At 63.1% G+C, this 24,439-nt stretch carries 22 protein-coding genes; 12 read left to right on the plus strand and 10 right to left on the minus strand.

Annotation, left to right across the window (positions count from 1 at the left end; genetic code table 11):
- The first annotated feature begins 12 nt into the window (after nt 1-12).
- The 4 genes from MOD31_RS10315 to MOD31_RS10330 all read left to right on the plus strand — a co-directional run bounded on the left by MOD31_RS10315 (nt 13) and on the right by MOD31_RS10330 (nt 5,323).
- Nucleotides 13-930: a LysR family transcriptional regulator gene (locus tag MOD31_RS10315; protein WP_166842158.1), complete on the plus strand. Its 918-nt coding sequence runs from the start codon at nt 13-15 to the stop codon at nt 928-930.
- A 339-nt stretch (nt 931-1,269) separates the two neighbouring features.
- Entirely contained in the window at nt 1,270-2,613 is a 1,344-nt protein-coding gene (locus tag MOD31_RS10320) for an MFS transporter (protein ID WP_142937700.1), read from the plus strand.
- Nucleotides 2,614-2,657: 44 nt separating this feature from the next.
- Nucleotides 2,658-3,890: a M20 family metallo-hydrolase gene (locus tag MOD31_RS10325; RefSeq protein WP_250820520.1), complete on the plus strand. Its 1,233-nt coding sequence runs from the start codon at nt 2,658-2,660 to the stop codon at nt 3,888-3,890.
- On the plus strand, nt 3,887-5,323 hold the full coding sequence (locus MOD31_RS10330) for an amidase (protein ID WP_250820521.1): 1,437 nt from the start codon (nt 3,887-3,889) through the stop codon (nt 5,321-5,323). Before MOD31_RS10325 ends, MOD31_RS10330 begins: the two co-directional genes overlap by 4 nt.
- A 10-nt stretch (nt 5,324-5,333) precedes the next feature.
- Here MOD31_RS10330 and MOD31_RS10335 read toward each other — a convergent pair whose 3' ends face one another.
- On the minus strand, nt 5,334-6,323 hold the full coding sequence (locus tag MOD31_RS10335) for an LLM class flavin-dependent oxidoreductase (protein ID WP_142937697.1): 990 nt from the start codon (nt 6,321-6,323) through the stop codon (nt 5,334-5,336).
- A 280-nt stretch (nt 6,324-6,603) separates the two neighbouring features.
- Between MOD31_RS10335 and MOD31_RS10340 the strand changes: the two genes are divergently transcribed.
- Nucleotides 6,604-7,596 carry an ABC transporter substrate-binding protein gene (locus MOD31_RS10340; protein ID WP_250820522.1) on the plus strand — a complete coding sequence of 331 codons (993 nt, stop codon included), beginning with the start codon at nt 6,604-6,606 and terminating at the stop codon, nt 7,594-7,596.
- A 97-nt stretch (nt 7,597-7,693) separates the two neighbouring features.
- Here MOD31_RS10340 and MOD31_RS10345 read toward each other — a convergent pair whose 3' ends face one another.
- On the minus strand, nt 7,694-8,623 hold the full coding sequence (locus MOD31_RS10345; RefSeq protein WP_166842154.1) for a threonine/serine dehydratase: 930 nt from the start codon (nt 8,621-8,623) through the stop codon (nt 7,694-7,696).
- Between the two features lie 395 nt (nt 8,624-9,018).
- Here MOD31_RS10345 and MOD31_RS10350 point away from each other — a divergent pair, with 395 nt between their 5' ends.
- The 3 genes from MOD31_RS10350 to MOD31_RS10360 all read left to right on the plus strand — a co-directional run bounded on the left by MOD31_RS10350 (nt 9,019) and on the right by MOD31_RS10360 (nt 11,157).
- On the plus strand, nt 9,019-9,357 hold the full coding sequence (locus MOD31_RS10350; RefSeq protein ID WP_166842153.1) for a ribbon-helix-helix protein, CopG family: 339 nt from the start codon (nt 9,019-9,021) through the stop codon (nt 9,355-9,357).
- Between the two features lie 36 nt (nt 9,358-9,393).
- A complete protein-coding gene (locus MOD31_RS10355) occupies nt 9,394-9,837 on the plus strand; it encodes a GNAT family N-acetyltransferase (protein WP_250820523.1) in 444 nt (147 codons plus the stop codon).
- A gap of 114 nt (nt 9,838-9,951) precedes the next feature.
- Nucleotides 9,952-11,157 (plus strand): VCBS repeat-containing protein, encoded by a 1,206-nt coding sequence (locus MOD31_RS10360; protein WP_250820524.1) that lies wholly within the window; start codon nt 9,952-9,954, stop codon nt 11,155-11,157.
- Nucleotides 11,158-11,171: 14 nt separating this feature from the next.
- Here MOD31_RS10360 and MOD31_RS10365 read toward each other — a convergent pair whose 3' ends face one another.
- The 8 genes from MOD31_RS10365 to MOD31_RS10400 are packed head-to-tail and all read right to left on the minus strand — an operon-like array spanning nt 11,172 to nt 18,604.
- Nucleotides 11,172-11,333 carry a hypothetical protein gene (locus MOD31_RS10365; RefSeq protein ID WP_250820525.1) on the minus strand — a complete coding sequence of 54 codons (162 nt, stop codon included), beginning with the start codon at nt 11,331-11,333 and terminating at the stop codon, nt 11,172-11,174.
- Nucleotides 11,333-12,676, minus strand: a complete 1,344-nt coding sequence (locus tag MOD31_RS10370) for an NtaA/DmoA family FMN-dependent monooxygenase (protein WP_250820526.1) — start codon at nt 12,674-12,676, stop codon at nt 11,333-11,335. The genes MOD31_RS10365 and MOD31_RS10370 overlap by 1 nt, the downstream gene beginning before the upstream one ends.
- Before the next feature lie 9 nt (nt 12,677-12,685).
- Complete coding sequence (locus tag MOD31_RS10375) at nt 12,686-13,753, minus strand: LLM class flavin-dependent oxidoreductase (RefSeq protein WP_250820527.1); 1,068 nt, start codon at nt 13,751-13,753, stop codon at nt 12,686-12,688.
- Nucleotides 13,750-14,583, minus strand: coding sequence for a DUF1684 domain-containing protein (locus tag MOD31_RS10380; protein WP_250820528.1), 834 nt, complete (start codon nt 14,581-14,583; stop codon nt 13,750-13,752). Before MOD31_RS10380 ends, MOD31_RS10375 begins: the two co-directional genes overlap by 4 nt.
- On the minus strand, nt 14,567-15,733 hold the full coding sequence (locus MOD31_RS10385; protein ID WP_250820529.1) for an LLM class flavin-dependent oxidoreductase: 1,167 nt from the start codon (nt 15,731-15,733) through the stop codon (nt 14,567-14,569). Before MOD31_RS10385 ends, MOD31_RS10380 begins: the two co-directional genes overlap by 17 nt.
- Nucleotides 15,730-16,722, minus strand: coding sequence for an ABC transporter substrate-binding protein (locus tag MOD31_RS10390; protein WP_250820530.1), 993 nt, complete (start codon nt 16,720-16,722; stop codon nt 15,730-15,732). Before MOD31_RS10390 ends, MOD31_RS10385 begins: the two co-directional genes overlap by 4 nt.
- Nucleotides 16,723-16,730: 8 nt before the next feature.
- Nucleotides 16,731-17,642: an amino acid ABC transporter ATP-binding protein gene (locus MOD31_RS10395; protein ID WP_208096874.1), complete on the minus strand. Its 912-nt coding sequence runs from the start codon at nt 17,640-17,642 to the stop codon at nt 16,731-16,733.
- Nucleotides 17,639-18,604 carry an amino acid ABC transporter permease gene (locus tag MOD31_RS10400; protein WP_187697092.1) on the minus strand — a complete coding sequence of 322 codons (966 nt, stop codon included), beginning with the start codon at nt 18,602-18,604 and terminating at the stop codon, nt 17,639-17,641. Before MOD31_RS10400 ends, MOD31_RS10395 begins: the two co-directional genes overlap by 4 nt.
- Nucleotides 18,605-18,892: 288 nt before the next feature.
- On the opposite strand from MOD31_RS10400, the gene MOD31_RS10405 reads away from it, so the two are divergent.
- The 4 genes from MOD31_RS10405 (at nt 18,893) to MOD31_RS10420 (ending at nt 24,301) form a co-directional block, all read left to right on the plus strand.
- Complete coding sequence (locus MOD31_RS10405) at nt 18,893-20,863, plus strand: FAD/NAD(P)-binding domain-containing protein (RefSeq protein ID WP_250820531.1); 1,971 nt, start codon at nt 18,893-18,895, stop codon at nt 20,861-20,863.
- Nucleotides 20,864-20,919: 56 nt separating this feature from the next.
- Nucleotides 20,920-21,438, plus strand: a complete 519-nt coding sequence (locus MOD31_RS10410) for a GNAT family N-acetyltransferase (protein ID WP_166842143.1) — start codon at nt 20,920-20,922, stop codon at nt 21,436-21,438.
- Between the two features lie 9 nt (nt 21,439-21,447).
- Nucleotides 21,448-23,157, plus strand: a complete 1,710-nt coding sequence (locus MOD31_RS10415) for a helicase HerA-like domain-containing protein (RefSeq protein ID WP_208096872.1) — start codon at nt 21,448-21,450, stop codon at nt 23,155-23,157.
- A gap of 115 nt (nt 23,158-23,272) precedes the next feature.
- Nucleotides 23,273-24,301, plus strand: a complete 1,029-nt coding sequence (locus MOD31_RS10420; RefSeq protein ID WP_142937684.1) for a hypothetical protein — start codon at nt 23,273-23,275, stop codon at nt 24,299-24,301.
- Nucleotides 24,302-24,439: the final 138 nt, after the last annotated feature.

The following is a 24,439-nucleotide window of genomic DNA, read 5'->3' on the forward strand; positions in this document are numbered from 1 at the left end:
CACCATGGACAGATGGCCAAGCCCTTCACCCTGACGCAACTTCGGTACTTCGCCGTGGTGGCCGAACTCGAGAACATGACAGCTGCCGCCCAGCGGCTCATGGTGACGCAGTCTGCCCTGTCGGCTGCCATGGCTCAGCTGGAAGCAAGCCTGGCTACGCAGTTATTCGTGCGCCACAAGTCCCGCGGTTTGCGGTTGACGCAGAGCGGCCGCCAATTCGCCCAGGACATCAAGTCCTTCCTGGAGCAGGCAGATTCGCTGTATGAGTCGGCGCGGGGACTTTCCACCACGCTGGTAGGTGAGTTGAAAGTGGGCGTTTTTGCCCCCTTGGCGCCTTTCCGTCTTCCCGCCATCCTGCAGACCTTCGAAACCCGGCATCCCGGCGTCGAAGTTTCCATTCTGGAGGCGGACCTGGCCACGTTGCAGGACGCGCTGATGGATGGCCGCTGCGATGTTGCCCTCACTTACGGGCTGGGTCTTGGCAAGGGGTTCGCCTACAAGGTGGTGGAGCGGGTTCCGCCGCACATCCTGGTCCACCAGGGTCATCCGGCGGCGGGGCGCCCGGAACGCGAAATTGCCCTGAAAGAGCTCGACGGCGAGCCTTCCGTGGTGTTGGACCTCCCGCACAGCCGGGAGTACTACGAGCAGTTGTATGCCACAGCAGGGGTAGTCCAGAATGTCCGCCATCGATTTGCCGGCTACGAGACGGTCCGCTCGTTTGTTGCCAAGGGTCACGGCTATGCCATCCTCAACCAGCGCCTGCACAGCGACGTGACCTACTCGGGCGGCAAGGTGGTCCCGTTGGCATTAACGGATGCGTTTCCCCCGATCGAGGTGATGCTGGTCAGGCCCGAGGGTGTCCAGGCCACCAAGCGCGTCCTCGCTTTCGAAGAGACCTGCCTGACCTTGTACGGAGCTGCGCGCGACTAGGTTTCGCTCCAGCTTCTATCAAATAAATCGATCGCAGAATCAAAAACAATCAATTGGACAGATGTGACGCGGGTCACCGATGGTTGAACAAGTCCGGCATCGACATCAGCGCGGAAGACCCCCAGGTCCCCGCCACTGCAGGAAAGTCGCCTTGGCCGGACCCCGGTTTGCCATCCTGATCAGAGGAGATTCGATGGTGCAGAACAGCGTCGAAAATGTCCGCGCGGTTTCCCCGCATGGCCCCGTCAGCAATAACCAGGCAATAATCGCCCACATCATTTCCCATAGCCGAAACACTGAATCGGCAACAGGAAACCTGAGCAACCTAGCGTGGCAGTCATGACCCTCAACAAGCTCGCCGCACACGAATCGGCCAAAGATCCAGCGGCCTCGGCGCCCTCCACCAGTGACAAGTCCACAACCATGCAGAAGCGTGTTCTGGCAGGCGGCAGCGTCGGTCAGTTCATCGAATTCTACGACTTCACCCTCTACGGCCTCACAGCTGTGGTGTTCTCCCAACTCTTCTTCCCGGGCAGCAACCCGCTGACAGCCATGCTCGCTACGTTCGCGACGTTCGGCGTGGCTTTCGTGGTCCGCCCCCTCGGCGGCCTGTTCTTCGGTGCACTGGGTGATCGGATCGGTCGGCGGCGCGTCCTCACCATCACCCTCATAGCGATCGGCGGAGCCACTGCCCTCATGGGACTGCTCCCCACCTACGCTCAAATCGGAGCTTGGGCACCGGCCCTCCTGGTGCTCTGCCGGCTTATCCAAGGATTCTCCGCGGGTGGCGAATCTGTTGGCGCCCCGTCCTTCGTGTTCGAACACGCGCCCGTGAGCAAACGTGGCTTCTGGCTCAACATCACCATCGCGGCAACAGCGCTGCCCTCTGTGGTGGCAGGTTCCATGATCCTGATCCTCAGCCAGTCCATGCCCAACTCAGCATTCATGGAATGGGGATGGCGCCTTCCGTTCCTGCTGGCCCTCCCCCTTGCCTTGTTTGGAGTGTGGATTCGCAGCCGTACCGAAGAAAGCGATGTCTTCAAAGAGGCACAATCCGGTCAGACCAAGGAATTCAGCCCCATCCGCGAGGCTTTCCGCGAAAACAAGCTCCGCATGGTGCAGGTCATCTTCGTCATGGGCCTGACAGCCATGGGGTTCTACTTCCTCTCTGCCTACTTCGTTTCATATGTCCAAACCACAGGAAAGCTCAGCCGCGAGCAGTCGCTGATGGTCAACGCCGCAGCACTGGCACTGTATGCCGTACTCCTGCCGATCGGCGGACGAATCGGGGATCGTTTCGGCCGCAAGCCAATGTTGATTGCTGGTTCCGCTGCCTTGGCTTTGCTGTCCATACCGAGCTTCATGCTCGTTACCAGCGGCAGCCTGCCCCTGGCATTGCTCGGCCAGTCCATCTTCGTGGTGGCACTGTGCATCTACGGCGGCGGCTGCTACACGTTCTTCGTCGAGATCTTCACCACAAAAACACGCTTCACCTCGGCCGCGGTTAGTTATAACGGCGCCTATGCGATCTTCGGCGGCACCGCTCCACTCATCGGCACGGCTTTGGTAGGCGCTACTGGAGTACCGCACGCGCCGGGCCTCTACATGGCGGCAGCTGCCGCCGTCGTGCTTCTCCTGATCCTCTTCACCAAGGTGCCCGAGACCCGCGGCCGAATGGGCTGACGCACACCGCACCCACCGCATTCCACAGCACCCTAAGGACCTCCATGACTTCCTCAGCTTTTCTTCAGGACTTCCACCACGTGGCCACCATCGGTGCCACAGCCAACAACGGCGTAGACCGCCAGGCTGCAACGCCGGAAGATGCCGAAACCCGCGCCTGGTTTGGGCAGTGGATTCACGACGCCGGATGGCAGCTTCAGGTAGACGGCATCGGCAATATGTTCGGGCTGGTTGAGTGGACGCCCGGGGCGCCCTTCATCCTGATCGGTTCCCACCTGGACAGCCAACCCCTGGGTGGGCGGTTTGACGGCGCCTATGGCGTCATTGCCGCTCTGCATGCTGCCCGGGCCATCGACCTGGACGTCAAGACCACCGGCGACGCGCCCCGCTTCAACCTGGCCGTGGTCAACTGGTTCAACGAGGAAGGCGGCAGGTTCGCACCTTCGGTCATGGGAAGCTCTGTTTTCACGGGGCTGTTTGACCGCGAAGAGATGCTGTCCGTGAAAGATCTCCAAGGCGTCTCAGTCCGTGAAGCCTTGGAAGGCATCGGCTACCTCGGCACAGATACGGGACCGAAAGCGGCGGGGTACGCAGAAATCCACATCGAGCAGGGCCGGATCCTGGAGCGGGAAGGGATCAGCATCGGGCTCGTTGATAGCAGCTGGTACACGCAGAAGTTGGATATTGAAGTGCTGGGCGAACAGTCCCACACCGGTGCAACGGCCATGGCTGACCGCCACGATGCGCTGGTAGCTGCATCGAAAATCATCCTGATGGTCCACCAGGTCACCAAGGAATTCGCAGAAGAGGCCCTGGTCTCCTCCGTGGGCCAACTGACGCTGGAGCCCAACTCGCCAATCGTCGTGGCACGTCGTGTGCACTTGGTGGCGGACCTGAGATCCGGTGAACCGGACATCGTGAAATCGGCCCGGGCCAAGTTACTGGCAGATATCCAGGAGCTGGCCGCTGAGCATGACATCAAGGTCAACGTCAAAGACTTCGATATCCGCCCCATCCGCCGGTTTCCGGAAGCCGGACTGGAGCTCTCCGCCAAGGTCGCTGCCAACCTTGGGCTGTCTTCCCGCCGCATCCAGACCATGGCCGGGCATGATTCCGTGGCCATGAACACTGCTGTTCCCTCGGTGATGCTGTTTGTACCTAGTGTGGACGGTGTATCCCACTGCGAGCGCGAATTCACCACGGACGAGGATATGGTGACCGGCGTGGAGATGCTGACGGGTGTTACCCGGGCTCTGGTGCAGGGAGAATTGGCGTGACCGAATTGCACTACTTGGACGCCAGTACTGCCCTGAGCTTGTTCCGACGCCGTGAGCTTTCCCCTGTGGAGCTCCTGCAATCGCTGATCAGCCGCATCGAGGAAGTGAACGGCGGCATCAATGCGTTGACGGAGACGCTCTTCGACGACGCTCTGCCGGCTGCGCAAAAAGCCGCCACGCGGTACGCCCGCGGACGCGATATCACTCCCCTTCTGGGGTTGCCGGTGGCTGCAAAAGAAAAGCACGGGATTCAAGGGCGCACACTCTCCCAAGGCCTGGTGGCGCGGAGGGACACCGTTGCAGCGGCGGACCATCCTGTGATCGAGAGAATTCAACGCGCCGGCGGAATCATTCATGCCCGGACCACCACCCCGGAATTGAGCTGCGCAACGGTGACGCACAGCCCGCTCTGGGGTGTCACCCGAAACCCCTGGAATCTGCGGTTCTCCCCCGGCGGGTCTTCGGGAGGTTCCGGTGCGGCATTGGCTGCAGGCTTCGCACCCCTGGCCACGGCATCAGACATTGCGGGATCAACCCGGCTGCCGGCGTCGTTCACAGGAACCGTGGGCTATAAGGCTCCCTACGGAAGGATCCCGGGATTAGCCCCTTTGTCAGCGGACCACTACCGCGGCGATGGCCCCATGGCACGTACCGTGGCAGATACTGCGTTGCTGGCGAATATCATGTCCGGGCGACACCCCGGCGATCACACCACTGTGGCGGACGCGGCGTCCATAACTCCCGATCCTGCATTTGTGGCCGGTTTACGGGTTGCGCTGTGCATACGCTTGGGCGATTACCCCGTAGCTCCCGATGTTGAGGCCAACACGCGGCGAGTGGCGCAAGCCCTCACGGCGGCGGGGGCCGTGGTGGAAGAGATCGCCCTCCCGTGGACCGTCCAGAAGATCAGCAAAACCATGTTCACGCATTTCGGATACCTGCTGGGTCCCGCCATGGAGGACGACACGGCCGGGACTGAGCCCCAGCTCGCCGCTTACACCAGGCGTTTTATGTCTGATGCCCGCGCGGCCGCCGAAGAAAACCGTTTTGTGGACGGGCTCAGGGCCGAAACCCTCCTGCAGGGACAGCTGGCAGAGGCCATGACCGGGTTCGATGCGCTGCTGTGTCCTGCGTCGGCTACTCCGGCTTTGGACGCAGACGCCCACTATCTCAACGGAATCGACGTCAACGGCCAGCACCTCAGCCATTATTGGCAGGCACACATGACGGCACCGTTCAATATCGCCAACCGTTGCCCGGTCCTGGCCATTCCCAGTGGAATGGCTGACTGCGGTATTCCCACAGGAGTGCAGATTGTGGGACACCCATTTGATGACGCCACCGTTTTCCACCTCGGGGCGGCCGTGGAATCCACACTTCCGTGGGCTGATCGCCATCCCACTGCTCCCGAATTCGCGGGGCATGTGGGCTAGCGGAGTCAGCCTACGCGGCCACAAGCCCCGCGACCTCAGCCACAAGTTCCACCGACCGCAGGCGCTCTTCGGTGCCGATGCTCTGGTGGGCCACGATCAGTTCATCAGCATCAGCGAATGCCGCAAACTCGTCGAGGTAGTCACGCACCACATCTTTGGTTCCCACAGCGGAGAACTTCATCATTTGGGCAATGTGCTGGCCTTGCGGGGAATCAAGCACCATGTCAGCTTCGTCGTCGGTGAACTCGCGGCCGCCACCGAAGAACAGTGAGACGCGGGCGCGCTTCACAGCGAGGTGGATGGCCTGTGCCTCGGCGTTGGAGTCCGCGGCAGTAACGTTCACGCCGGCGATCACGTACGGCTCGGACAACTGATCCGAGGGCTTGAATTCGCGGCGGTAAACGGCAACAGCGTCCTGAAGCGCGGCGGGGGCAAAGTGTGAAGCGAACGCGTACGGAAGACCCAACTGGGCTGCCAGCTGGGCGCCGAACAGCGAGGATCCCAGGATGTACAGCGGCACGTTGGTGCCCTTGCCCGGCGTCGCTTCAACACCTTGAATGCGGGTGGGACCGGTGAGGTAGCCCTGCAGTTCCAACACGTCCTGCGGGAAGCGGTCCGAGGAAGTATGGTCCCTACGCAACGCGCGCATGGTGTTCTGGTCGCTGCCGGGGGCACGGCCCAGTCCGAGGTCGATTCGCCCCGGGTGCAGTGTTTCCAGCGTGCCGAACTGCTCAGCGATGGTCAGCGGCGAGTGGTTGGGCAGCATCACACCACCGGCCCCGAGGCGGATGGTGTTGGTGTGGGCGGCGACGTGAGCGATCAGCACGCTGGTAGCGGAGGAGGCAATCGCAGACATGTTGTGGTGCTCGGCGTACCAAACACGGCGGTACCCAACCTCTTCGGCTTTCTGCGCCATGGCAACACTGCCCGCCAAGCTCTCCGCCACCGTCTGGCCCTTCCCGATGGTTGCCAGGTCGAGGATGGAAAGAGGAACAGTCACAGGAAAGCCTTTCGGTACGTTGTGGTGCCCGCACGGTTGATTGCCGGGCACTCTATGGACAACGACGACGGCCCCCGGCTTATTTCTGTGAGTTGCGTCGCGCGGTGTCCTGGCCCGTGTTTTGTGACCCATTTCGACGCCCGATTAACTGCCGTGAACCCCTGTATCCCAGCGTTTCAGAACGCTTTGACCCGCTCCCGGAAGCTGCCGGATAGTTGCAGCCACAAGTACGCATCAGACCTCCCTGTCGTGATGATCAGGGAAACCCAAGGAGAAACACATGGCACGCTTTGCTCTCAAGACCGGGGCCACCGCGGCGCTGGCCGCTACGGCGATACTGGGGCTGGCTGCCTGCTCCGATCCTGGGGCGACCGCCGCTACGGGTCCGAGCGCCCCGGCGTCGAACGTTTCTTCCAACTCCTCCACCAAAGAGTTCAACCTGACCCCGCAGCAGGACCGCATCAAGGTGACGGTGGACTCTGCCGCGGCTGCCCTGGTTCCCGATGCCATCAAGGCCGACGGCAAGCTGACCGTGGTGACCACCGGCGGCACTCCCCCGCTGAGCACCTTCGCCACGGACAACAAAACGCTGATTGGCAGCGAAGTGGACATTGCCTACGCGGTGGGCGAGAGCCTGGGCCTGCAGGTCGAAGTGCTCCCGGTGGCGTGGGCAGACTGGCCGTTGGGTGTTGAATCCGGCAAGTACGAGGCCGTTCTCTCCAATGTCACGGTCACTGAAGCGCGTAAGGAGAAGTTCGACTTCGCCACGTACCGCAATGACCTGTTGGGCTTCTACGCCAAGAATGACTCGGACATCGCCCCCATCAAGGAAGCCAAGGATGTTGCCGGCAAGCGAATCATCGTTGGCTCGGGCACCAACCAGGAAGCCATCCTGGTGCGCTGGGACGAGGAGAACAAGAAGAACGGCTTGAAGCCGGTTGAGTTCCAGTATTACGACGACGACTCCGCCTCCCAGCTGGCCCTCCAGTCGGGCCGTGCGGACCTGACGTTCGGACCCAACGCATCCGCGGCTTACAAAGCTGCGAAGGATGGCAAGACCAAGGAAGTGGGCACGCTGGAAGGCGGTTGGCCGCTGAAGGCTGAGATTGCTTTCACCACCCAGAAGGGCAACGGCCTTGCTGTGGCTGCCCAGGCTGCACTGAACACCCTCATCAAGGACGGAAGCTACGCGAAGATCCTGGACCGTTGGGGCCTCTCATCCGAGGCGATTCCTGCGTCCGAGCTGAACCCGGCAGGCCTGCCCAAGAAGTAGGAACCGCTATGGCAGGGCCACCTGCCGACGACGAATCCCCGCCGGACATCAACCGGCGGGGATTCTTTGTGTGCTGCTGTTACTCAGTTGGGTGCGGTTAGAAGTGGGCGGGATCGGTGTTGGCTCCGCAGAGGATCACTGCAACGGTTTCGCCCGCCCGTGGAGCGTAGGCGCCTGAGAGCAAGGCCGCGTAGGCCGCTGCTGCACCGTGCTCCACCACGATCCTGTAATTTTCCCAGAGAGCCCTGCGGGCGGTCACAATGTCTTCATCGCTGACGAGGACGCTCCGGACACCGGTACGCCGGGCCACTCCAAAGCCGATTTCGCCAATCCGCCGGGCGCCAAGGGAGTCCGCAGCGATTCCGGACACGGCCACATCCACCGGCTCACCTTGGGCCAACGCGGTGTGCAGCGTGGGGACTGTCTCGGGTTCGACGCCCACCACCTGCGCCCTGCCCTCGGCGGCCGCAGCAATGCCACCCATTAACCCGCCGCCGCCTACAGCAACAAGAATGGTGTCGACGTCGGGCAGTTCATCCAGGAGCTCAAGCCCAACGCCACCGGCACCGGCTACGATCTCGGGCTGATCATAAGCGTGGCAGTAGACCGCGCCCTTTTCCTCCGCGTAACGGATCGCAGCGGCATAAGCGTCCGCATACTCCGCGCCGCCCTGGACCACAGTGGCACCAATCGCGTAGAGCTTGTGCACTTTGTTTGCCGGAGCAGACTCCGGGACGAATACAGTCGCCGGGACCCCCATCCTGGCCGCGGCGTAGGCATTGGCCAAGCCGGCATTGCCACCGGACGCCACCACGATGCCCACCTCCGGGTTTAGCTCGCCGCTTTCCTGCGCCGTGAGGAGCCTGTTGAAGGCGCCGCGTGCCTTGAAGGATCCAGTGTGCTGCATGTACTCGCATTTGAACCACAGCTGATAGGCCTCTTGGTCGCCGCTCTCAGCCAGCGGAGTATGGCGAACCCAACCTGCCGTCCTTGAGTACGCTGCTTCTACCTCTTCACGTGTGACCATCCTGGCTGCACCTTTCGTCCATGTCATCCTATGGTTCGCGTGGGCGCGCGACGTCCTGCCGGTTCCAGCATCCACTTGTATTGTCTTGCAATATTAACCATTATTGTGTGACAATAATCCATGGGGATTAGATGGGCTAGCAGCTCAGGTAAACATGGCGTAACGCGGGAAGATGCCCTGAACGCAATCCTCAATTACACCTACCGCATCCAACAATTTGATGAGCCTCGCGTGGACACAACCACCAGGCCTGATCTTTTTATCGGACCCAGTAGGGACAACCGGATGACCTTAGAGGTGATGGCTTCTATTACACCGCCAGACGACATCTTTGTCTTTCACGTCATGGAAGCCAGACGTAAGATTCTTGATATTGCAGAAAGGGGCAGTGCGCTATGAGTGACGCTGGAATGGAAGCAAAAGAGGAGGACCGCTACGCGGGTCTCGCCGACTGGGCTGAGATAGCGGACATCGGACCTGATGCTCACATCACGAAGGCTAGCGGTCCCGAAGCTGGACGATCGATTCTTGAGGCTGCGCTGGGTTCAGCGGAAGCTGTACGACGCGCCGTTGGAAAGCCGTCATTGAGTGCCCGGGGCACCTCGCCGTCTCGTTCCCTCCGGCTTCCGGAGGAAATGGACGCACAACTGGTGGCCCGCGCCGCTGCTGAGCAGAGAAAGCCCTCAGCCATCATGCGTGATGCATTGGCCGAGTACCTGGCCAAGGCGTCCTGAACAAAACGATATGGGGGTGGACATAGGCTTGAACCCATGTCCGTTGACTTCGTCCTCCGCCCCACCGTTGCCACCGACGCTTCCTGGATTGCCGAACTGCGCGCCGTGGTGATGCGCCCGGATCTCGAACGGCTGCAGCGCTTTGATCCAGTGAGGGTCCGCGAGCGCTTTCTGAAAGGCTTCCAGCCCGAGCACACGTACATCATCCATTCGGACGGCGTTGACGCGGGCGTGATCGCTATCCGCCCCGAGCCGGACAGCCGGTGGATTGAACATTTCTATGTGGCTCCGGCGCATCAGGGCAAAGGGCTGGGCAGTGCCGTGCTTCGCCACGTGATGTCGGCAACGGTGGACGAGCGCCCGTTCCGTCTGGACGTGTTGCAGGGAAGCCCGGCCCGTCGCCTGTATGAACGCCATGGCTTCGTGCTGGAATCCGAGGACCCCGTTGATGTCTTCATGGTGGCTCCCGCCAAGCCGTGACCGCCACCCCCTAACCACCACCCCGTGACCGCCACCCCCTGACTCGGTGGTCGGAAGTGCGGTACCCTCAGCACACACCACGCGGCAACCACGCGATACTTTCCGGGGGGAAACATGGGGATCTTTAGGGCGCGCTTATTCACGAGCGCCGCCACCACCGCACTCGCAATGGGACTACTGGGCTCAGGGCTAGTCGCCGCCGGTCCGGCCACTGCGGCATCACAGCCGACGCCGTTCATCGACGGCGTCCCTTATGTGGGCTCCGAGATGAGGCGGCAGTACAACTACGACTACTGGGGCTGCCGGAACCCGGATGGCTCCGGTGATGCCATCACCTTGGAGTGGTTAAGGGACGGCGAACCACTCCCGGCGGAGCGTCAGGGTGAAACTCTGCGTGTCCTCCCTGAAGACCAGGGCAGCCGCATCTCCTTGAGGGTCTACCCGCTCACTCCTGGTGAACAAGGCTGCCCCACTGGAACGCAAGTCAGCGCCGAGACCACACCCATCAAGGCCTCCAGCCGCGCCATGGGCTGGACCGGGCGCGGCAATTTTGAACCTCTCGCCCGCACCCATGACGGCAGGCTGGTCCTGTATCCGCGCACGTACACCTATTACAAAGGCATGTGCGAGGGCCCTTGCCCGGTCTACTTCGGCTCCTGGGATGAACCCCGGCAGGTGGGTGCCGGCTGGAACATGTTCAACATCGTCTTCTCCCCCGGAGATTTTGACGGCGACGGGTTCAACGACCTCTTGGCGCGGAACGCGTCAGGTCAGTTGTTCCTGTATCCCGGCGACGGCAACGGCGGCTGGCTCCCCACCCGTCAGGTTGGTGCAGGGTGGAACATTTTCGACTCGATCGTGGGTCCCGGGGATTTCACTGGCGACGGCACCAACGACGTCCTGGCAAGAAACCCGGCCGGCGAGCTGTTCCTCTACCCCGGCGACGGCAACGGTGGCTGGCTCACCCCGTCCAAGGTGGGTTGGGGCTGGCAGGTCATGAACAAGATCATCCCCGGGGGCGACATGAACGGTGACGGCACCGTGGAGGTCTTCGGCCGGGACATCAACGGCGGCCTCCAGCTCTACTCAGCCAACGGCCAGGGCGGCTGGGGCGCCCAGGCCTTCATGGGTGGTGGCTGGAATGAGTTCCTGGATGTGGCGGGCCTTGGCAGTTTCGCTCACCAGAAGTACAACAATCTTGTCGCCATCAACGGCAACGGCGACCTCGTCACGTACTCCACCGGCGCCGCCACTACAGGCCTCTACGGTCCTTACGGGCCTATTGGAAACGGATGGAACGTGTTCCGCGAGCTCCTTTAGATCCTGAGGAGAACCTACAGCGGCTGGCTGCCCACCGTCAGTTGCAAGCTGACTGTCCCGCGCGAAACGTCGACGACGGCGGCACTCACGCCGCCGTCGTCGGGCGCTGTTGCTCCGGGGCGCGGCTGGAAGCCGAGCCGCCGCAGCACGTTTTTCAGCAGGTGTTCAGCCTTCATCAGGCGTGCGCCGGCTCTTCGGTCCGCACCGGCGTCTCCAGACCCAGGTTTTCGCGGAGGGTAGCGCCCCGGTATTCGGTGGGGTAGACGCCGCGTTCCTGGAGTTCTGGCACCAAGTGGTTCACGATCTCGTCCAAGCCTGTGGGAATGAGCCATGGTGAGATGTTGAAGCCATCCACCGCCCCAACCCGGGCATACTCGGCGAGGTGGTCCGCCACCGCGGTGTAGGAGCCGGTGAACGTGGAGTCGATGCGTGCCGTCTTGGAGGTGACGAACTGGCGGATGGACAGGCCCTTGTCTTTGGCTTCGGCCCTCCACTGATCCGCAAGCTGACGGGCCTTGGCGCCGTGGAAGCCGCTGCCGCGCGTCTCAGAGGTTTCCTCCACCACGGGGTCAATCTCGGGCAGTGGACCATCGGGATCGTAGGAGGAGAGCTCCCGCCCCCAGAACTGTTCCAGGTAGGCGATGGCCTGCTGCGGTCCGATCTGCAGGCTCCGTACCCATGCCTTCTTCTCCTGCGCTTCCTGATCGGTGGCACCCAGGATGAATTCACTGGCAGGCATGATCTGCACGGCGTTGGCACCGCGGCCCGCGGCGATGGAACGTGCCACGATGTCCCGGCGGAACTCCACGGCGTCATCGAACTTGGGGTGGGCGGAGAAGATCACGTCGGCTTGGCGGGCTGCGAAGTCACGGCCGTCCGGGGAATCGCCGGCTTGGAAGAGCACGGGGCGGTACTGGGCGCTGCGCGGGAGGCGCGGTGTGACGTCCACGGTGTAGTGCTGGCCTTCGTGGAGGACTGGCCGGGCGGGTCCGGTGGGGGTTTCCCACGAGTCCCAGATCCTCTTGGCGGTCTCCACGAACGCTTCGGCGTGCTTGTAGCGGTCGGCGTGGTCCAGGTATCCACCGCGGCGGAAGTTCGCACCGGTCCAGGCGTTGTCCGTGGTGACGATGTTCCAGGCGGCGCGGCCCCCGGAGATCAGGTCCAGTGACGACAATCGGTGTGCCAGGTCCGCGGGGTCGTTGTACGTGGTGTTTTGAGTGGCTACCAAGCCGATGTTCTTGGTGACTGCAGCAAGTGCGGCAAGCATGGTCTGAGCGTCAGGCCGGCCCACCACATCGAGGGCATGGGGGCGGCCGAGGTGTTCGCGCAGGCGCAGCCCTTCGCCCAGGAAGAAGGCGGCAAACTTACCGCGCTCGGCAGTTTGGGCGATGTGGCGGAAGGATTCGAAGTCCGTCTGCGAACCCGCTTGGGGCGCCTTCCAGATGGTGCCGGAGTTGACGCCCTGGAAGAAGATCCCGAACTGGATCTGGCCGCTCGGCTGGAAAATGTCGCGTGTCATGGTGTTCCCCTACTTTCCGGCGGCAACAGGAGCCGCGGCAGTGGTCGAATAGCGGTTCTCTGCCGGGGCCAGTCCGAGGACGTCACGGAAAGTGCCGTCCTGGATCGGTGCCCGCAACAAGCCGCGGCGACGCAGCTCCGGGAGGACCAGCCTGGACAGTTCCTCCAGCTCCACGTCAAGGACGGCCGGGTGGAGCCGAACGCCGTCGGCTTCCTGAAGCAGCGGGGCGAGGATCTCGGTGAGGGCCGCTGCCGTGCCGACAAACCGCGCGATGCCGCTGTCTTGGGACGGCACGACGCGGGAAGCCGCAGCCTGCCCACGTGAGTCCAGAACGACGTCGAGCTCTGCCACAATGGCCACAGAAGCACCAAGCCGGGCCCTCACATCGCGGATCTCGGTGGCGAGCAGCTCCGGCGTGGGAGCGGAAACCAGCACGGCGTCCACCGCGTCGGTGGGCACCAGGCCTTCGCCCACCAATGAAGCCGCAGCGAGCACGGGAAGTTGACCCTGCAGCGGCCGCGGGATGATGGACGGGCCCTTCACGGAGTAGCCAGTACCAGCGAAGTCTGCGGGAGTTTCGAAATCCGCGTAGTGCAGCTTGTCGACGTCGATATACCGCCCGGTGGCGACATCGCGAATCACGGCGTCATCCTCCCAGGAGTCCCACAAGCGGCGGCCCACCTCAATGGACGCCGCGGCTTCCTGCGCCAGCGCCTCGCCCTGAACAAAAGAGCGTCCGACGGCGGCAGCAGCCTCGGGTGACTCAGCTGCGGTAGCGATCCACCCGGCCCGCCCACCGGATACGTAGTCCAGGCTCGCCAGCTGCGTGGAGACGTGGAAAGGCTCTGTATAGACGGTATCCACTTCAGGGACCACAGCGATGGTCCGGGTGACCGGCCCGGCAAAAGCCGCGCGCTGCAGGGCGTTGGCCCGTCCCGCTTCCGGCGTGTCCTTGAAGGTTGCCGCATGGAAACCGGCGGACTCGGCCGCGAGGACGGCGGCGGCAAGGTTCTCATAGCCTGCGCCATCGAGTTCAATGGCCAGGAACCCGGCCTTGCGTTCTTCGGAGGTACTCACTGCTGGTCCTGACGTTCGTAGGGAATCTTTTCGCCTGCTTCGATAGCCACGGGAAGCCGGTTTTCGGCGGGCGGCAACGGGCACGTGGCGAGGTCGGTATAGGCGCAGGGCAGGTTGACGGCCCTGTTGAAGTCAAGCTGCACGGAGCCGTCAGCTGCGGGGACCACGGACAGCGAGCGGTTGGCCGCATAGGTGGTCTTGCCGGAGGTCTGGTCCGTGAACAGGACGGACAATGAGCCCGGTGCGTGGCCGTTGAATGCCGTCAGCGCCAGTTCCTCACCGGCCAGTTTGAAGCGAATCTCACCCGGAGCTTCGTAGACGTGCTGGATGCCCTCGACCGCGGCACCCACCGTAGTGGGGCGCGGAGCCTCGAACGGGACAAAAGTGCCAGCCACAGCAAATGCAGCGTTGGGCGTGTAGGCGGGTGTTCCCTGGTACTCCTGCAACAGTTGGTTCTGCGGATTCCTTGGCCGCACAATGTACTCGCCGCCCCGCTTGGCCACCTCAATCACGGTGTCGCCCGAGACCAGGTTGATGCCACCGCGTTCCTCGATGGGCCCGAACTCAAGCGACTTGCCTGCGTCGGTGTTCAGTTCCACGCCGTCCTGCTGCAGGCTTTCGCCCGGTTCCAGAACAACACGCACGACGTCGTCCTCCGCCTTCCAGGTGCCAGGCACGCCTTCCAGTCGGCTCGCCTCGCTGCTGAGCCAGTGCAAGTGGGTCACGGCGAGGAAGCCGTGCGGGTGGGCACGGTGGCGCTCATGGGCGTCGTGCCATTCGTGCCATTCTTCGTCGAAGGATTCGAGTGCTGTATCAGTGTGCAAAGACATGGGCGTTGTCCGTCCTGTTGAAGGCGTGGTCTGCGGTGACTGCTGCTGCGGCGTCGGGTTCGGTGGCCCCGGCAAATTCGGGTCGGCCCGCGAAAGGATCCCCGGCTTCCCACAGCGTGGTGGGTGCCGCGGCACGGACGGCCGGGATGACCTCCAGGGCGAAACGTTCCAGGATCTCCAGCTGCTGCTCGAAGGGCAGTGTGGTGGGCAAGGAGATCGACTGGAGATCGTGGGCGTACAGCGAGTGGTAGCTGAGGATCTTGTCGATCACCTGCTCCGGGCTGCCTACCAGGGCGGGCCCCTCTGCCACGGCGTGCTGGATGTCGCGGAAGGGTGAGTTGTTGCCGGGGACGTTACGGCTGGCAGTGAGTCCTTCATAGACCGGGCCGTACTGGCGGATGGCTTCCTGCGTGGTGTCCGCGATGAAGACACCGCCGGCGCCGCTGCCCGAGCCAAGGTACTGGTGCCGGGGATCATGGCCGTGACGCTCGTACTCTTCGCGGTAGTGGTCGATCAGGACCTTGTAGTTCTCGCGGGGCTGGATCGCGTTGGCCGTGAACAACGGGTCTCCCCACTTGGCGGCGAGCGCAGCGGACGTCAGGGTTGTAGCCGAGCCGTGCCAAATCCGGGGCGACCCCGCGAAGGGGCGTGGCGTCGTCGTCGTTGGCTCGGTGAGCGCGGGCCTGAAGCGGCCGGACCAGGTGACGCTTTCCTTGCGCCACAGCGTGCGCAGCAGCGCGTACTTCTCAGCGAGCAGGTCCCACTGGTCATCCAGGGACAGGCCAAACAACGGGTACTGAAGAACCTCGTTGCCTTTGCCGATCACCAGTTCCAAGCGGCCACGGCTCAATTGGTCGATGGTGGCATAGTCCTCCGCCACACGTACGGGGTCCAGTACGGAGAGCACTGTGACGCCCGTTTGGAGGCGGATGCGGCTGGTGACGGCGGCAATCGCGGCGAGCACCGTCGTCGGGGATGACGAGACGAACTCGCCGGCGTGGCGTTCGCCCACGGAGAAACAGTCGAAGCCGAGTTCTTCGGCCCGTTTCGCCGTCTCAACAACATGGTTCAGGCGGTCAGCGGTGGAGACGATCTCCCCCGTGACCGGGTTCTTCAGGTGGGGAATGATGTCCAGGACCTGGAACTTCATTTGTTGGTCCCCGCCGGGGTGACAAAAGTGGCCTCGGTGACTGTTTTGGACTCCGGGATGGCTTCCTCGGAGAGGCCCCAGCGCTCCAGGACCTTGCCGTAGGAGCCGTCCTTGACGGTGGAGTTCAGGGCGTCCGTGATGGCCGGAGCCAGACCGTTGCCCTTGAGGGTGGTGGCGGCAACGAGTGTTTCCGCGGGCCAGCCGGCGTTGACCTTGCCCACAACTTTGAGGTCATCACGGGTGTTCTCGCGGTAGGTCACCGACGGGTACGGTGCCAGGTTCAGGTCGGTGCGGCCCGAGGACAGCGCCAGGATGGTGTCGGCGTCGGAGGAGTAGTACTGCAAGGTGGCCGGTGCCTTGCCCTTGGCTTCGAGCTCCTTGTTCCAGGCCAACAGGATCTTCTCCTGGTTGGTGCCGGAGCCCACGGAGATCTTCAGTCCGGAAATGTCATCCGAGCCCTTGATGTCGTACGTGGAGCTCTTCTTCGCTTCGAAGCCCATGTACGCCGCCCGGTAGGTGGAGAAATCAAACAGCTTCACTCGAGCTGCGTTGATGCCCACGTTGGAGAAAACGGCTTCAAAATCACCGGACTGTGTCTTGAGCGGCCAGTTCTCCCAGGACGTCACTTGAAGGTCCAGTTCCAGCCCGAGCTTGTCCGCCACAAGTTGGGCAATGTCCACCTCAACGCCGATCGGAGTCTTGTCGTCCGTGGCATGGAAGGACAGCGGGATGGAACCCGCGGTGGTGGCAACGGTCAGCTTGCCGTCCTTGGCGATCGCCGTGGGGACCTTTGCGGTGGCGGCAGCGTCTTTCTCGCCACGGATCCGGTTTTGGTCCACGGAGGTGTTGTAGACAATCCCGTTCTTGGCAGCTTCGGACTCCGGCTGGGCTGCCGACGCTCCAGGATCGGAGCACCCGGCCAGCGCTGGAAGCACGACGGCGGGAAGTGCAGCGAGTGCCAGAAATTTGGTCTTGGTGTTGCGAAGCATGGGGTGTCCTAGATGTTGAAAGCTGGTTCGATGACTTTGGAGAAGAAGCTGCGGGTGCGTTCCTCGCGGGGGTTGGCGAAGATGTCCTGCGGTGTGCCGGACTCCACAATCTGGCCCTGGTCCATGAACACCACGGTGTCCGCCACATCCCGGGCGAAACCCATCTCATGGGTCACCACAATCAGCGTGGTGCCGGACTTGGCGAGTTCGCGGATAACGTCCAGAACCTCGTTGACGAGCTCAGGGTCCAGCGCGGACGTGGGCTCATCAAACAGGAGAATCTTGGGGTCCAATGCAAGAGCCCGGGCAATCGCGACTCGCTGCTGCTGGCCGCCGGAAAGCTGGCGGGGGTACGCATCAGCGCGATCCTTCAGACCCACGCGGTCCAGGAGTTCCAAGCCGCGCTTCCGGGCCTCGGCCTTGGAACGCTTCTGGGCCACAATCGGCGCCTCGATCACGTTCTCCAGCGCCGTGAGGTGCGGAAACAGGTTGAAACTCTGGAACACCATGCCAATGTGGGTGCGCTGCTTGAGGATGTCCTTTTCACGCAGCTCGTGGAGCTTGTTGCCGCGGACCTCGTAGCCCACCAGTTCGCCGTCGATGGTGATGTAACCGCCGTCGACTTTTTCCAAGTGGTTGATGGTGCGCAGCAGGGTGGACTTGCCGGAGCCTGACGGGCCAACAATCACGGCCACACCACCCGGCGGGACGGATAAGGAAACACCCTTGAGAACCTCGGTGGCGCCAAAGGACTTCCGGACATTCGTGATGTCCACCTGCCCGCGGGTTGCTGCCCTGTTCACCGTGGCGGGCTGGGCCGCCGTCGTGCCTTCAGCAGAAGCGGCCGAAGCGGCAGCCTGCTTTTCCTCTGCGACCTTTGCCGCCGTTGCGGATTCTTTGCGTGCAGCAATAATGCTCATCGGGCGTCCTTCGTGGGAGAGGCAGCAACGTGGGTGGTGAAGAACTTACGGGCCTTCTGCAAGGGAGTGAGCGGAAGGGTCCGCAGGGCGCCCTTGGAGAAGTGGCGTTCGATGTAGTACTGGAAAACGCTCAGCACCGAGGTGATCACCACGTACCAGAGCGTGGCCACCAGCAGCAGCGGAAGCACTTGCTGGGTCCGGTTGTAGATGACCTGCACCGTGTAGAAGAGCTCCGAGTAGGCCAGTACGTAAACGATCGACGTTCCCTTGACCAGGCCGATGATCTCGTTGAACGCGTTGGGCAGGATGGCGCGCATCGCCTGGGGAAGCACGATCCTGGTGGAACGCTTCCACGCCGGGATGCCCAAGGCTGAGGCAGCTTCGAGCTGGCCCTGGTCCACGGAGAGGATGCCACCACGGATGATTTCGGCAGAGTAGGCCGCCTGGTTCAGCGTGAGTCCCAGGACAGCTGCGGCGAACTGGCTGATGAGCGTGGTGGTCTGGGCCTCGAAGAAGCGGACGTCCGTGAAGGGGATGCCCAGGCTGATCTTCTCGTAGAGGTAGCCCAGGTTGTACCAGAGCAGGAGCTGGACCAACAGTGGAGTGGAGCGGAAAATCCAGGAGAACGTCCATGACACCGAGACCAGCAGCGGTGAGGCGGACAAGCGCATGAGGGCCAGAATGAATCCGAGGACGAAACCCAGGACGCCGGAAATGGCCGTGAGCTTGAGGGTTTCGATCAGTCCATTGACCACGGACTGCGCGGTGAACCATTCGGCCACCACTCCCCACTCCCAGCGAGGGTTGGTGACCAGCGACCACGCGATGGCTGCGACGCCGGCAGCCACCAGCACGGTGCCCACCCAACGCCAGGGATGCCGGGCCGGTACCAGCTGGTAGTCGGAGTAATCCGGGGTGGGCGGTGCAGTTTCCGCCGTGGCAGGCGGTGCGATTGCACTCATGCGCCACCTCATTTCAGATCGGTTGTTGTCTATCGGATGGCTGCCAATCTAGGGCCGCGCGAAACCCGGCAGCAAGGCGGGAATTTGCACTTCTTCACTGGACTTCGCGCGGCTTCGCCGGGGTTCGCACAGCGTCACAATCCTCGTCATGAAGCGCCATATGCGTCCTGATTTTGCGCGCCATAACGCTGCGTGACGTGTGGTGAACGGCGGTTACCGGCGCCTCGACCCGCAGCCTGCCTGGTCCTTAGATTGGGCATCACCAACCACTGTTTTTCAGGAGATCCCATGCCGTCACGAGTACCCGCCATCGCCTTCATCGGCGGCGGCCCACGCACTGCCGGTGTCCTGGAACGGCTAGCTGCAAACCGTCCCGAACTGTTCGACCGTCCCCTGCACATCCATGTGATCGACCCCCATGAACCGGGTTCCGGGAGGATCTGGCGCTATGACCAGGATCCCGGGCTGCTGCTGAACTCCACGGCTGCGGATGTCACCATGTTCACCGATGCCTCGGTGGCCTGCGATGGGCCTTCCGTTGACGGGCCCGGGCTTTCCACCTGGGCGGCAGGCGTGCTGGATGGCACCATCCGCGATGTTCCGGCGCTGGAGTCGCACCTGCTGGACCAGCTCCGCTCGCTAACCCCTTCGTCCTTTCCTACCCGGCAACTGCAGAGCAAGTACCTTGAGTGGTTCTTCCGCCGGGCCGTGAGCAATCTTGGCCCCGAGGTCACGGTGACCGTCCACCGCAGCACAGCCACCGGCGTCGAGCGCTTCTCGGACGGCCAGGCTGCTTCCGGCCCGCACCACGACGGTGCGCACCGCGACGGTGCGCACCGTGTGCGGCTGGCTTCCGGCGACGAGGTGGTTGCCGACGTCGTGGTTTACGTGCTGGGCCACACCGATTCCCTGACTGATCCCGAATCTGCCCGCCACAGCGAGTTCGCTGCCCGGCACGGCGGGTTCCATGCGCCGCCGTCGTACACCACGGACGTGGACTACTCCACGATTGAAGCCGGGCAGGACGTGATCGTCTCCGGCATGGGACTCGCCTTCGTGGACCTGCTGGTGCTGTTGTTTGAGGGCCGTGGCGGCCGCTTTGAAGAAAGGCCCGACGGCGAGCTGGACTATGTGCCCTCCGGTGCCGAGCCGCGGGTCTGGGCAGGGTCACGACGCGGTGTGCCGTACCACTCCAAGATCTCCTCCGCTCTGCGCGGGGAGCCGGTATCCCGTCCGCGATACTTCACCGACGAGGCCATTGACGCTTTGCTGGCCACGCATCAGGAACTCGATTTCCGCACCCACCTGTGGCCGTTGATCGCCAAGGACGCCGGTTATGCGTACTACCGCGAGCTGTTCACAGGCTATCCCTCGCGGGTGCTGGGAACGTGGGCCGACTTTGAGTCGCGCCTCGACGCCGTTGATTGGTACAGCGCTGCCAGGGAAGAGCTGGCGGCCTACTCCGTGCCTGACCCTGCACTGCGCCTGGACCTCGAAAAGCTGGACCACCCCCTGAGCGGCTGCGCTTTCGCCGATCATGAAACCGTCCAGCGCTCCGTGGCCGCCTACATCCAGAACGACCTGAACCTCAGGACCAGCCCGGATCACTCCGAAACCCTCGCACTGTTCACGGCGCTGTTGTACGTGTACATGGACTTGGGGCGTTTGGTTCCGCAAGACCGGCTCAACGCGCGCTCCCAGCAGACCATCCACGGTTGGTGGCACGGCTTCTTCAGTTTCGTGGACTCGGGCCCGCCCGCGCACCGGCTCCGCGAAATGCTCGCACTGCACAGGGCCGGGCTCTTGAAGTTCCTGGGCCCCGGCATGTGGGTCCGCGCCGACGAATCCGTTGGCAGGTTCGTTGCCGGGACGTTCCAGTCGCCCGTGGTGGTGGATGCTTCTGCATACATTGAGGCTCGGCTGCCTTCCGCGTCCGTAGAACGTTCAGCGAATCCCGCCTTGGCTGACCTGCACCACTCCGGATGGGGTACCGAGCAAAGGCTCCTCACCTCCGAGGGCGCCCACTCCACAGGCAAGCTCCTGGTCTCCGGGAATCACCAGGTCCTGTCCCCTGTTGGAACTCCACAGGAGGGTTTGTTCGCGGTGGGACCGTGGACGTCCGGTTGGGGTGCGGGGGCGTTTGCCCGTCCCAACACCAACGCAGCACCCTTCAGGGAAAACGATGCCCTGGCACGCCGCATCCTCTCCACAGTTGCCGCCACCACTCACCCAACTGAGTCGCAGTTAACGTCGTTCTGAGCCCTCAGAACGACCGTAATTGCCACCTACTTGGGCTCCACTACGAAAGGCCTGACATGACCACCACGCCCACCCTGCCGACGTCAGGCCTGACCGTCCTCAGCCTGCCCATGCGCGACCCCCGGGTACGCCCGCTCCTGGACGAGCTCGCCGTCGAATACAACACCCGCTACGGGGACCTGTTCAGCAGCGAAGGAGCGGCCGAGGAACTGAACCGCTACCCGGCAGAAGAGTTCGCCGCCCCGCACGGCGCCCTGATCATCATTCAGGAAAACGGCGAGTCCGTGGCTGGCGGCGCGTTCCGCCGCTACGACTCCCACACAGCGGAACTGAAACGGATCTGGACGCACTCAGCCCATCGCCGTCGCGGTTTGGCACGGCTGGTGCTGACCGAACTGGAAAATGAGGCTCGACGCCGGGGCTACCGAAAGCTCTACCTCACCACCGGGCCGCGACAGCCGGAGGCCAAAAACCTCTACCTCGCCACCGGCTACAAAGCACTGTTCGATCTCGCCGCAGACCCCGAGGAAATCAAGCATTTGGCCTTCAGCAAGGATCTTGCCGAGCAGGGCTAAGCTATCCGCATGGCCAACAAAACGACTGCCGAAAAACTCGCCACCATCCAACAGGGGTACACCCTGGAAGGTGCCACGATCGAGCTGGGCGCCGCGATCGTGGACGGTGAAATCCACAAGGAAGCCCAGGTCCGGCTCCCGCTCGCCATGATGAACCGGCATGGGCTGGTGGCCGGCGCCACGGGCACCGGCAAGACGGTCACGCTGCACATGATTGCCGAGCAATTGTCCACGGCGGGCGTTCCGGTTTTCCTCGCGGACATCAAAGGTGATCTGTCAGGATTGGCCACGCCGGCAACGGGCAGTGAGAAGTTGACCGCCCGTACGTCTGCGCTGGGGCAGGAATGGTCTGCGAAGAACTTTCCGGTTGAGTTCCTCTCGCTCGGTGGGGATGGTTACGGCATTCCAGTCCGCGCCACCATTACGTCGTTTGGGCCCATCCTGCTTTCCCGCATCATGGACCTCAACGACACTCAGGAATCCAGCCTCCAGCTGATCTTCCACTTTGCGGACAAGAACAACCTGGAACTGGTGGACCTCAAGGACCTCCGGGCCGTCATCCAGTTCCTCACCTCGGATGAGGGGAAAGCCGAACTCGCAAACCTAGGCGGGCTGTCCAAGGCCACGGCCGGTGTGATCCTCCGCGAACTGGTGGGTTTGGAAGCGCAAGGCATGGAGAAGTTCTTTGGGGAGCCGGAGTTCGACACCGCAGAGCTCCTCCGCACTGCACCGGACGGCCGCGGTGTGATCAGCTGCCTTGAACTGCCCACCTTGCAGACCAAGCCGTTGTTGTTCTCCACGTTCCTCATGTGGCTCCTCGCGGACCTCTTCGAAGACCTGCCCGAGGCCGGCGACCTGGACAAGCCCAAGCTGGTCTTCTTTCTGGATGAAGCGCACCTGCTGTTCAACGGTGCATCCAAGGCCTTCCTTGAAGCCATCACCACTACCGTTCGGCTCATCCGTTCCAAGGGGGTGGGCATCTTCTTCGTCACCCAAACACCCAAGGATGTTCCTGCGGACGTCCTAGGCCAGCTGGCAAACCGCGTCCAGCACGCCCTCCGCGCCTTCACACCCGAGGATGCCAAGGCATTGAAGGCCACCGTCTCCACGTTCCCGGTCAGCGACTACGACCTCGAAGAGACACTCACCTCCGCAGGCATCGGCGAGGCCGTCATCACCGTCATGAATGAAAAAGGCGCACCCACCCCCGTGGCCTTGACCCGGCTCCGCGCTCCGGAATCCGTGATGGGGCCCAGCACTGACGAACTTATCAAGAGCACCGTGGCCGCATCTCCCTTGCTGGGGAAATACGGCACCGCTGTGGACAACCTCTCCGCTTACGAGAAGCTCAATGGCAAGGCCGCGGCCGCTACCGGGGCTGCCGCGCCGGGTTTGCCGCCAGTGCCCTCTTCGGGGTCTTCGGGAGGTTCGGGGGGTTCGCAAGCGGACATCGACGCCGAAGCGCGCCGGATCGAGGAGGAAATCCTGGGCCGTCCCAGCTCACGGTCCTCGTCGCCAGAGCCTTTCCCCGCACCGCCGGCGCCTCCCGCTCCGGCACCGCAGTCCTCACAGCAGGACGGTATGTTCGGTGACATCGCCGGCGCCCTCGGAGGAGCCCTGGGTGGCGGGCTCAAGAGCATGGTCCGATCCATGGGAACGCAGCTTGGGCGCGACCTCATGCGCGGGGTCTTCGGCACCTCCTCGCGGCGTCGCCGCTAGTCCTTTCTGAAGGCCGGAACCACGACGCCGGGCGGCTGCAACGCCAGCTGCCACCCGGCGTCGAGCCTTCTCCAGACGGTGGATATAAGTCGTTCCGAGGCCTTCCTGCACGGCGTTGGCTGCCGCGGCAGGTAACGTAAAGGGCGTGCAGTTGAGTCAAGCATTGGTCAAGACCGCAGCCGGATGGCTGCTCGGTCTGATGCTTGCTGCCGCCGGAGCCATCGTGTGCATCAACCTGGTGAGCTCCTCTGTTGCCAGCCCGCAACAGCCCGTCAAGGAGTATCTAGCAGCCTTGCAGCACGGCGAAGGCGAAGCAGCGCTCGGCTTGCTCCGTGCCAAAGTCCCCAGCGCGAACCCCGCCATGCTGGACGGTACAGCGCTCCAAACGGCCGCCTCCAAGATGTCCGATATCAAGGTTGGAAACCCTGAAACCCGGGGCAGCAACCGCGTCGCTGTGCCAGTGGACTACACCCTTGACGGAAGCCGGCTTCACACGGAATTCCTGATGGAACGCACCGGGACCCAGTGGCTGTTCTTCGCTAAGTGGGCCTTCGTTCCCACCACGCTTCCCACCATAGAAGTCACCGTGGTCAACGCCAGCGAGGCCACCCTCAACGGCGTACCCGTGAACATGCCCAACGGGCGCAACAACTTTGCCGTGTTCTTCCCCGGCAAGTACGAGGCAAGCCTGAACGGCACCTATTTCGAAGCCCCGGCAGCCTCGGCCCTTGTCACAACACGCGACGGCGGCCAGGCGCCCCTGAACCTGCAGACCCGTTCCACCAAGGCCATGAATGAGGCCGTCGCGGGTAAGGTCCGGGAATTCCTGGACACGTGTGCCGCCCAAGCCACTGAGCAGCAGCGACTGCAACCCGATTGCCCGTTCTACCACGCCAGCAATGCCCGTGTGGTGGACGGAACCATCAAGTGGGCCATCACCGAGTACCCCAAGATCACCATTGAGCCGTTCGGTGGAAAATGGGTGGTGGCTCCCCTCAACGGCAAGGCCACACTGACCGCCCGGGAGATCAACCTCTTCACCGGGTTCGTCAACGACCTCAATGTGGAACACGATTTCAGCTTCACCACCCAGTTGGACGTAGGCGCAGACACTGTGACAGTCACCCCGATGCTGACATTCTGACTCTTCGGCGCCCTCTCCTTCCTTGGGTCCGGTCCCGCCGGGCTGGCCTCGCCGCCGGGCTGGCCTCGCCGGAATGGCCCAGTTTCTACCCCCTAGGTCCCGCAATCACTGCCCACCGAGGCATGAGAGCGCCCAGAA

Source organism: Paenarthrobacter sp. TYUT067, assembly GCF_023656375.1.
Classification (GTDB): Bacteria; Actinomycetota; Actinomycetes; order Actinomycetales; family Micrococcaceae; genus Arthrobacter.

What these genes read in the sequence shown, in the direction of transcription:
- MOD31_RS10315 (WP_166842158.1), top strand. Translation starts at nt 13, where the DNA reads ATGGCCAAGCCCTTCACCCTGACGCAACTTCGGTACTTCGCCGTGGTG.
- MOD31_RS10320 (WP_142937700.1), top strand. Translation starts at nt 1,270, where the DNA reads ATGACCCTCAACAAGCTCGCCGCACACGAATCGGCCAAAGATCCAGCG.
- MOD31_RS10325 (WP_250820520.1), top strand. Translation starts at nt 2,658, where the DNA reads ATGACTTCCTCAGCTTTTCTTCAGGACTTCCACCACGTGGCCACCATC.
- MOD31_RS10340 (WP_250820522.1), top strand. Translation starts at nt 6,604, where the DNA reads ATGGCACGCTTTGCTCTCAAGACCGGGGCCACCGCGGCGCTGGCCGCT.
- MOD31_RS10345 (WP_166842154.1), bottom strand. Translation starts at nt 8,623, where the DNA reads ATGGTCACACGTGAAGAGGTAGAAGCAGCGTACTCAAGGACGGCAGGT.
- MOD31_RS10350 (WP_166842153.1), top strand. Translation starts at nt 9,019, where the DNA reads ATGAGTGACGCTGGAATGGAAGCAAAAGAGGAGGACCGCTACGCGGGT.
- MOD31_RS10355 (WP_250820523.1), top strand. Translation starts at nt 9,394, where the DNA reads ATGTCCGTTGACTTCGTCCTCCGCCCCACCGTTGCCACCGACGCTTCC.
- MOD31_RS10360 (WP_250820524.1), top strand. Translation starts at nt 9,952, where the DNA reads ATGGGGATCTTTAGGGCGCGCTTATTCACGAGCGCCGCCACCACCGCA.
- MOD31_RS10365 (WP_250820525.1), bottom strand. Translation starts at nt 11,333, where the DNA reads ATGAAGGCTGAACACCTGCTGAAAAACGTGCTGCGGCGGCTCGGCTTC.
- MOD31_RS10370 (WP_250820526.1), bottom strand. Translation starts at nt 12,676, where the DNA reads ATGACACGCGACATTTTCCAGCCGAGCGGCCAGATCCAGTTCGGGATC.
- MOD31_RS10380 (WP_250820528.1), bottom strand. Translation starts at nt 14,583, where the DNA reads ATGTCTTTGCACACTGATACAGCACTCGAATCCTTCGACGAAGAATGG.
- MOD31_RS10385 (WP_250820529.1), bottom strand. Translation starts at nt 15,733, where the DNA reads ATGAAGTTCCAGGTCCTGGACATCATTCCCCACCTGAAGAACCCGGTC.
- MOD31_RS10390 (WP_250820530.1), bottom strand. Translation starts at nt 16,722, where the DNA reads ATGCTTCGCAACACCAAGACCAAATTTCTGGCACTCGCTGCACTTCCC.
- MOD31_RS10395 (WP_208096874.1), bottom strand. Translation starts at nt 17,642, where the DNA reads ATGAGCATTATTGCTGCACGCAAAGAATCCGCAACGGCGGCAAAGGTC.
- MOD31_RS10400 (WP_187697092.1), bottom strand. Translation starts at nt 18,604, where the DNA reads ATGAGTGCAATCGCACCGCCTGCCACGGCGGAAACTGCACCGCCCACC.
- MOD31_RS10405 (WP_250820531.1), top strand. Translation starts at nt 18,893, where the DNA reads ATGCCGTCACGAGTACCCGCCATCGCCTTCATCGGCGGCGGCCCACGC.
- MOD31_RS10410 (WP_166842143.1), top strand. Translation starts at nt 20,920, where the DNA reads ATGACCACCACGCCCACCCTGCCGACGTCAGGCCTGACCGTCCTCAGC.
- MOD31_RS10415 (WP_208096872.1), top strand. Translation starts at nt 21,448, where the DNA reads ATGGCCAACAAAACGACTGCCGAAAAACTCGCCACCATCCAACAGGGG.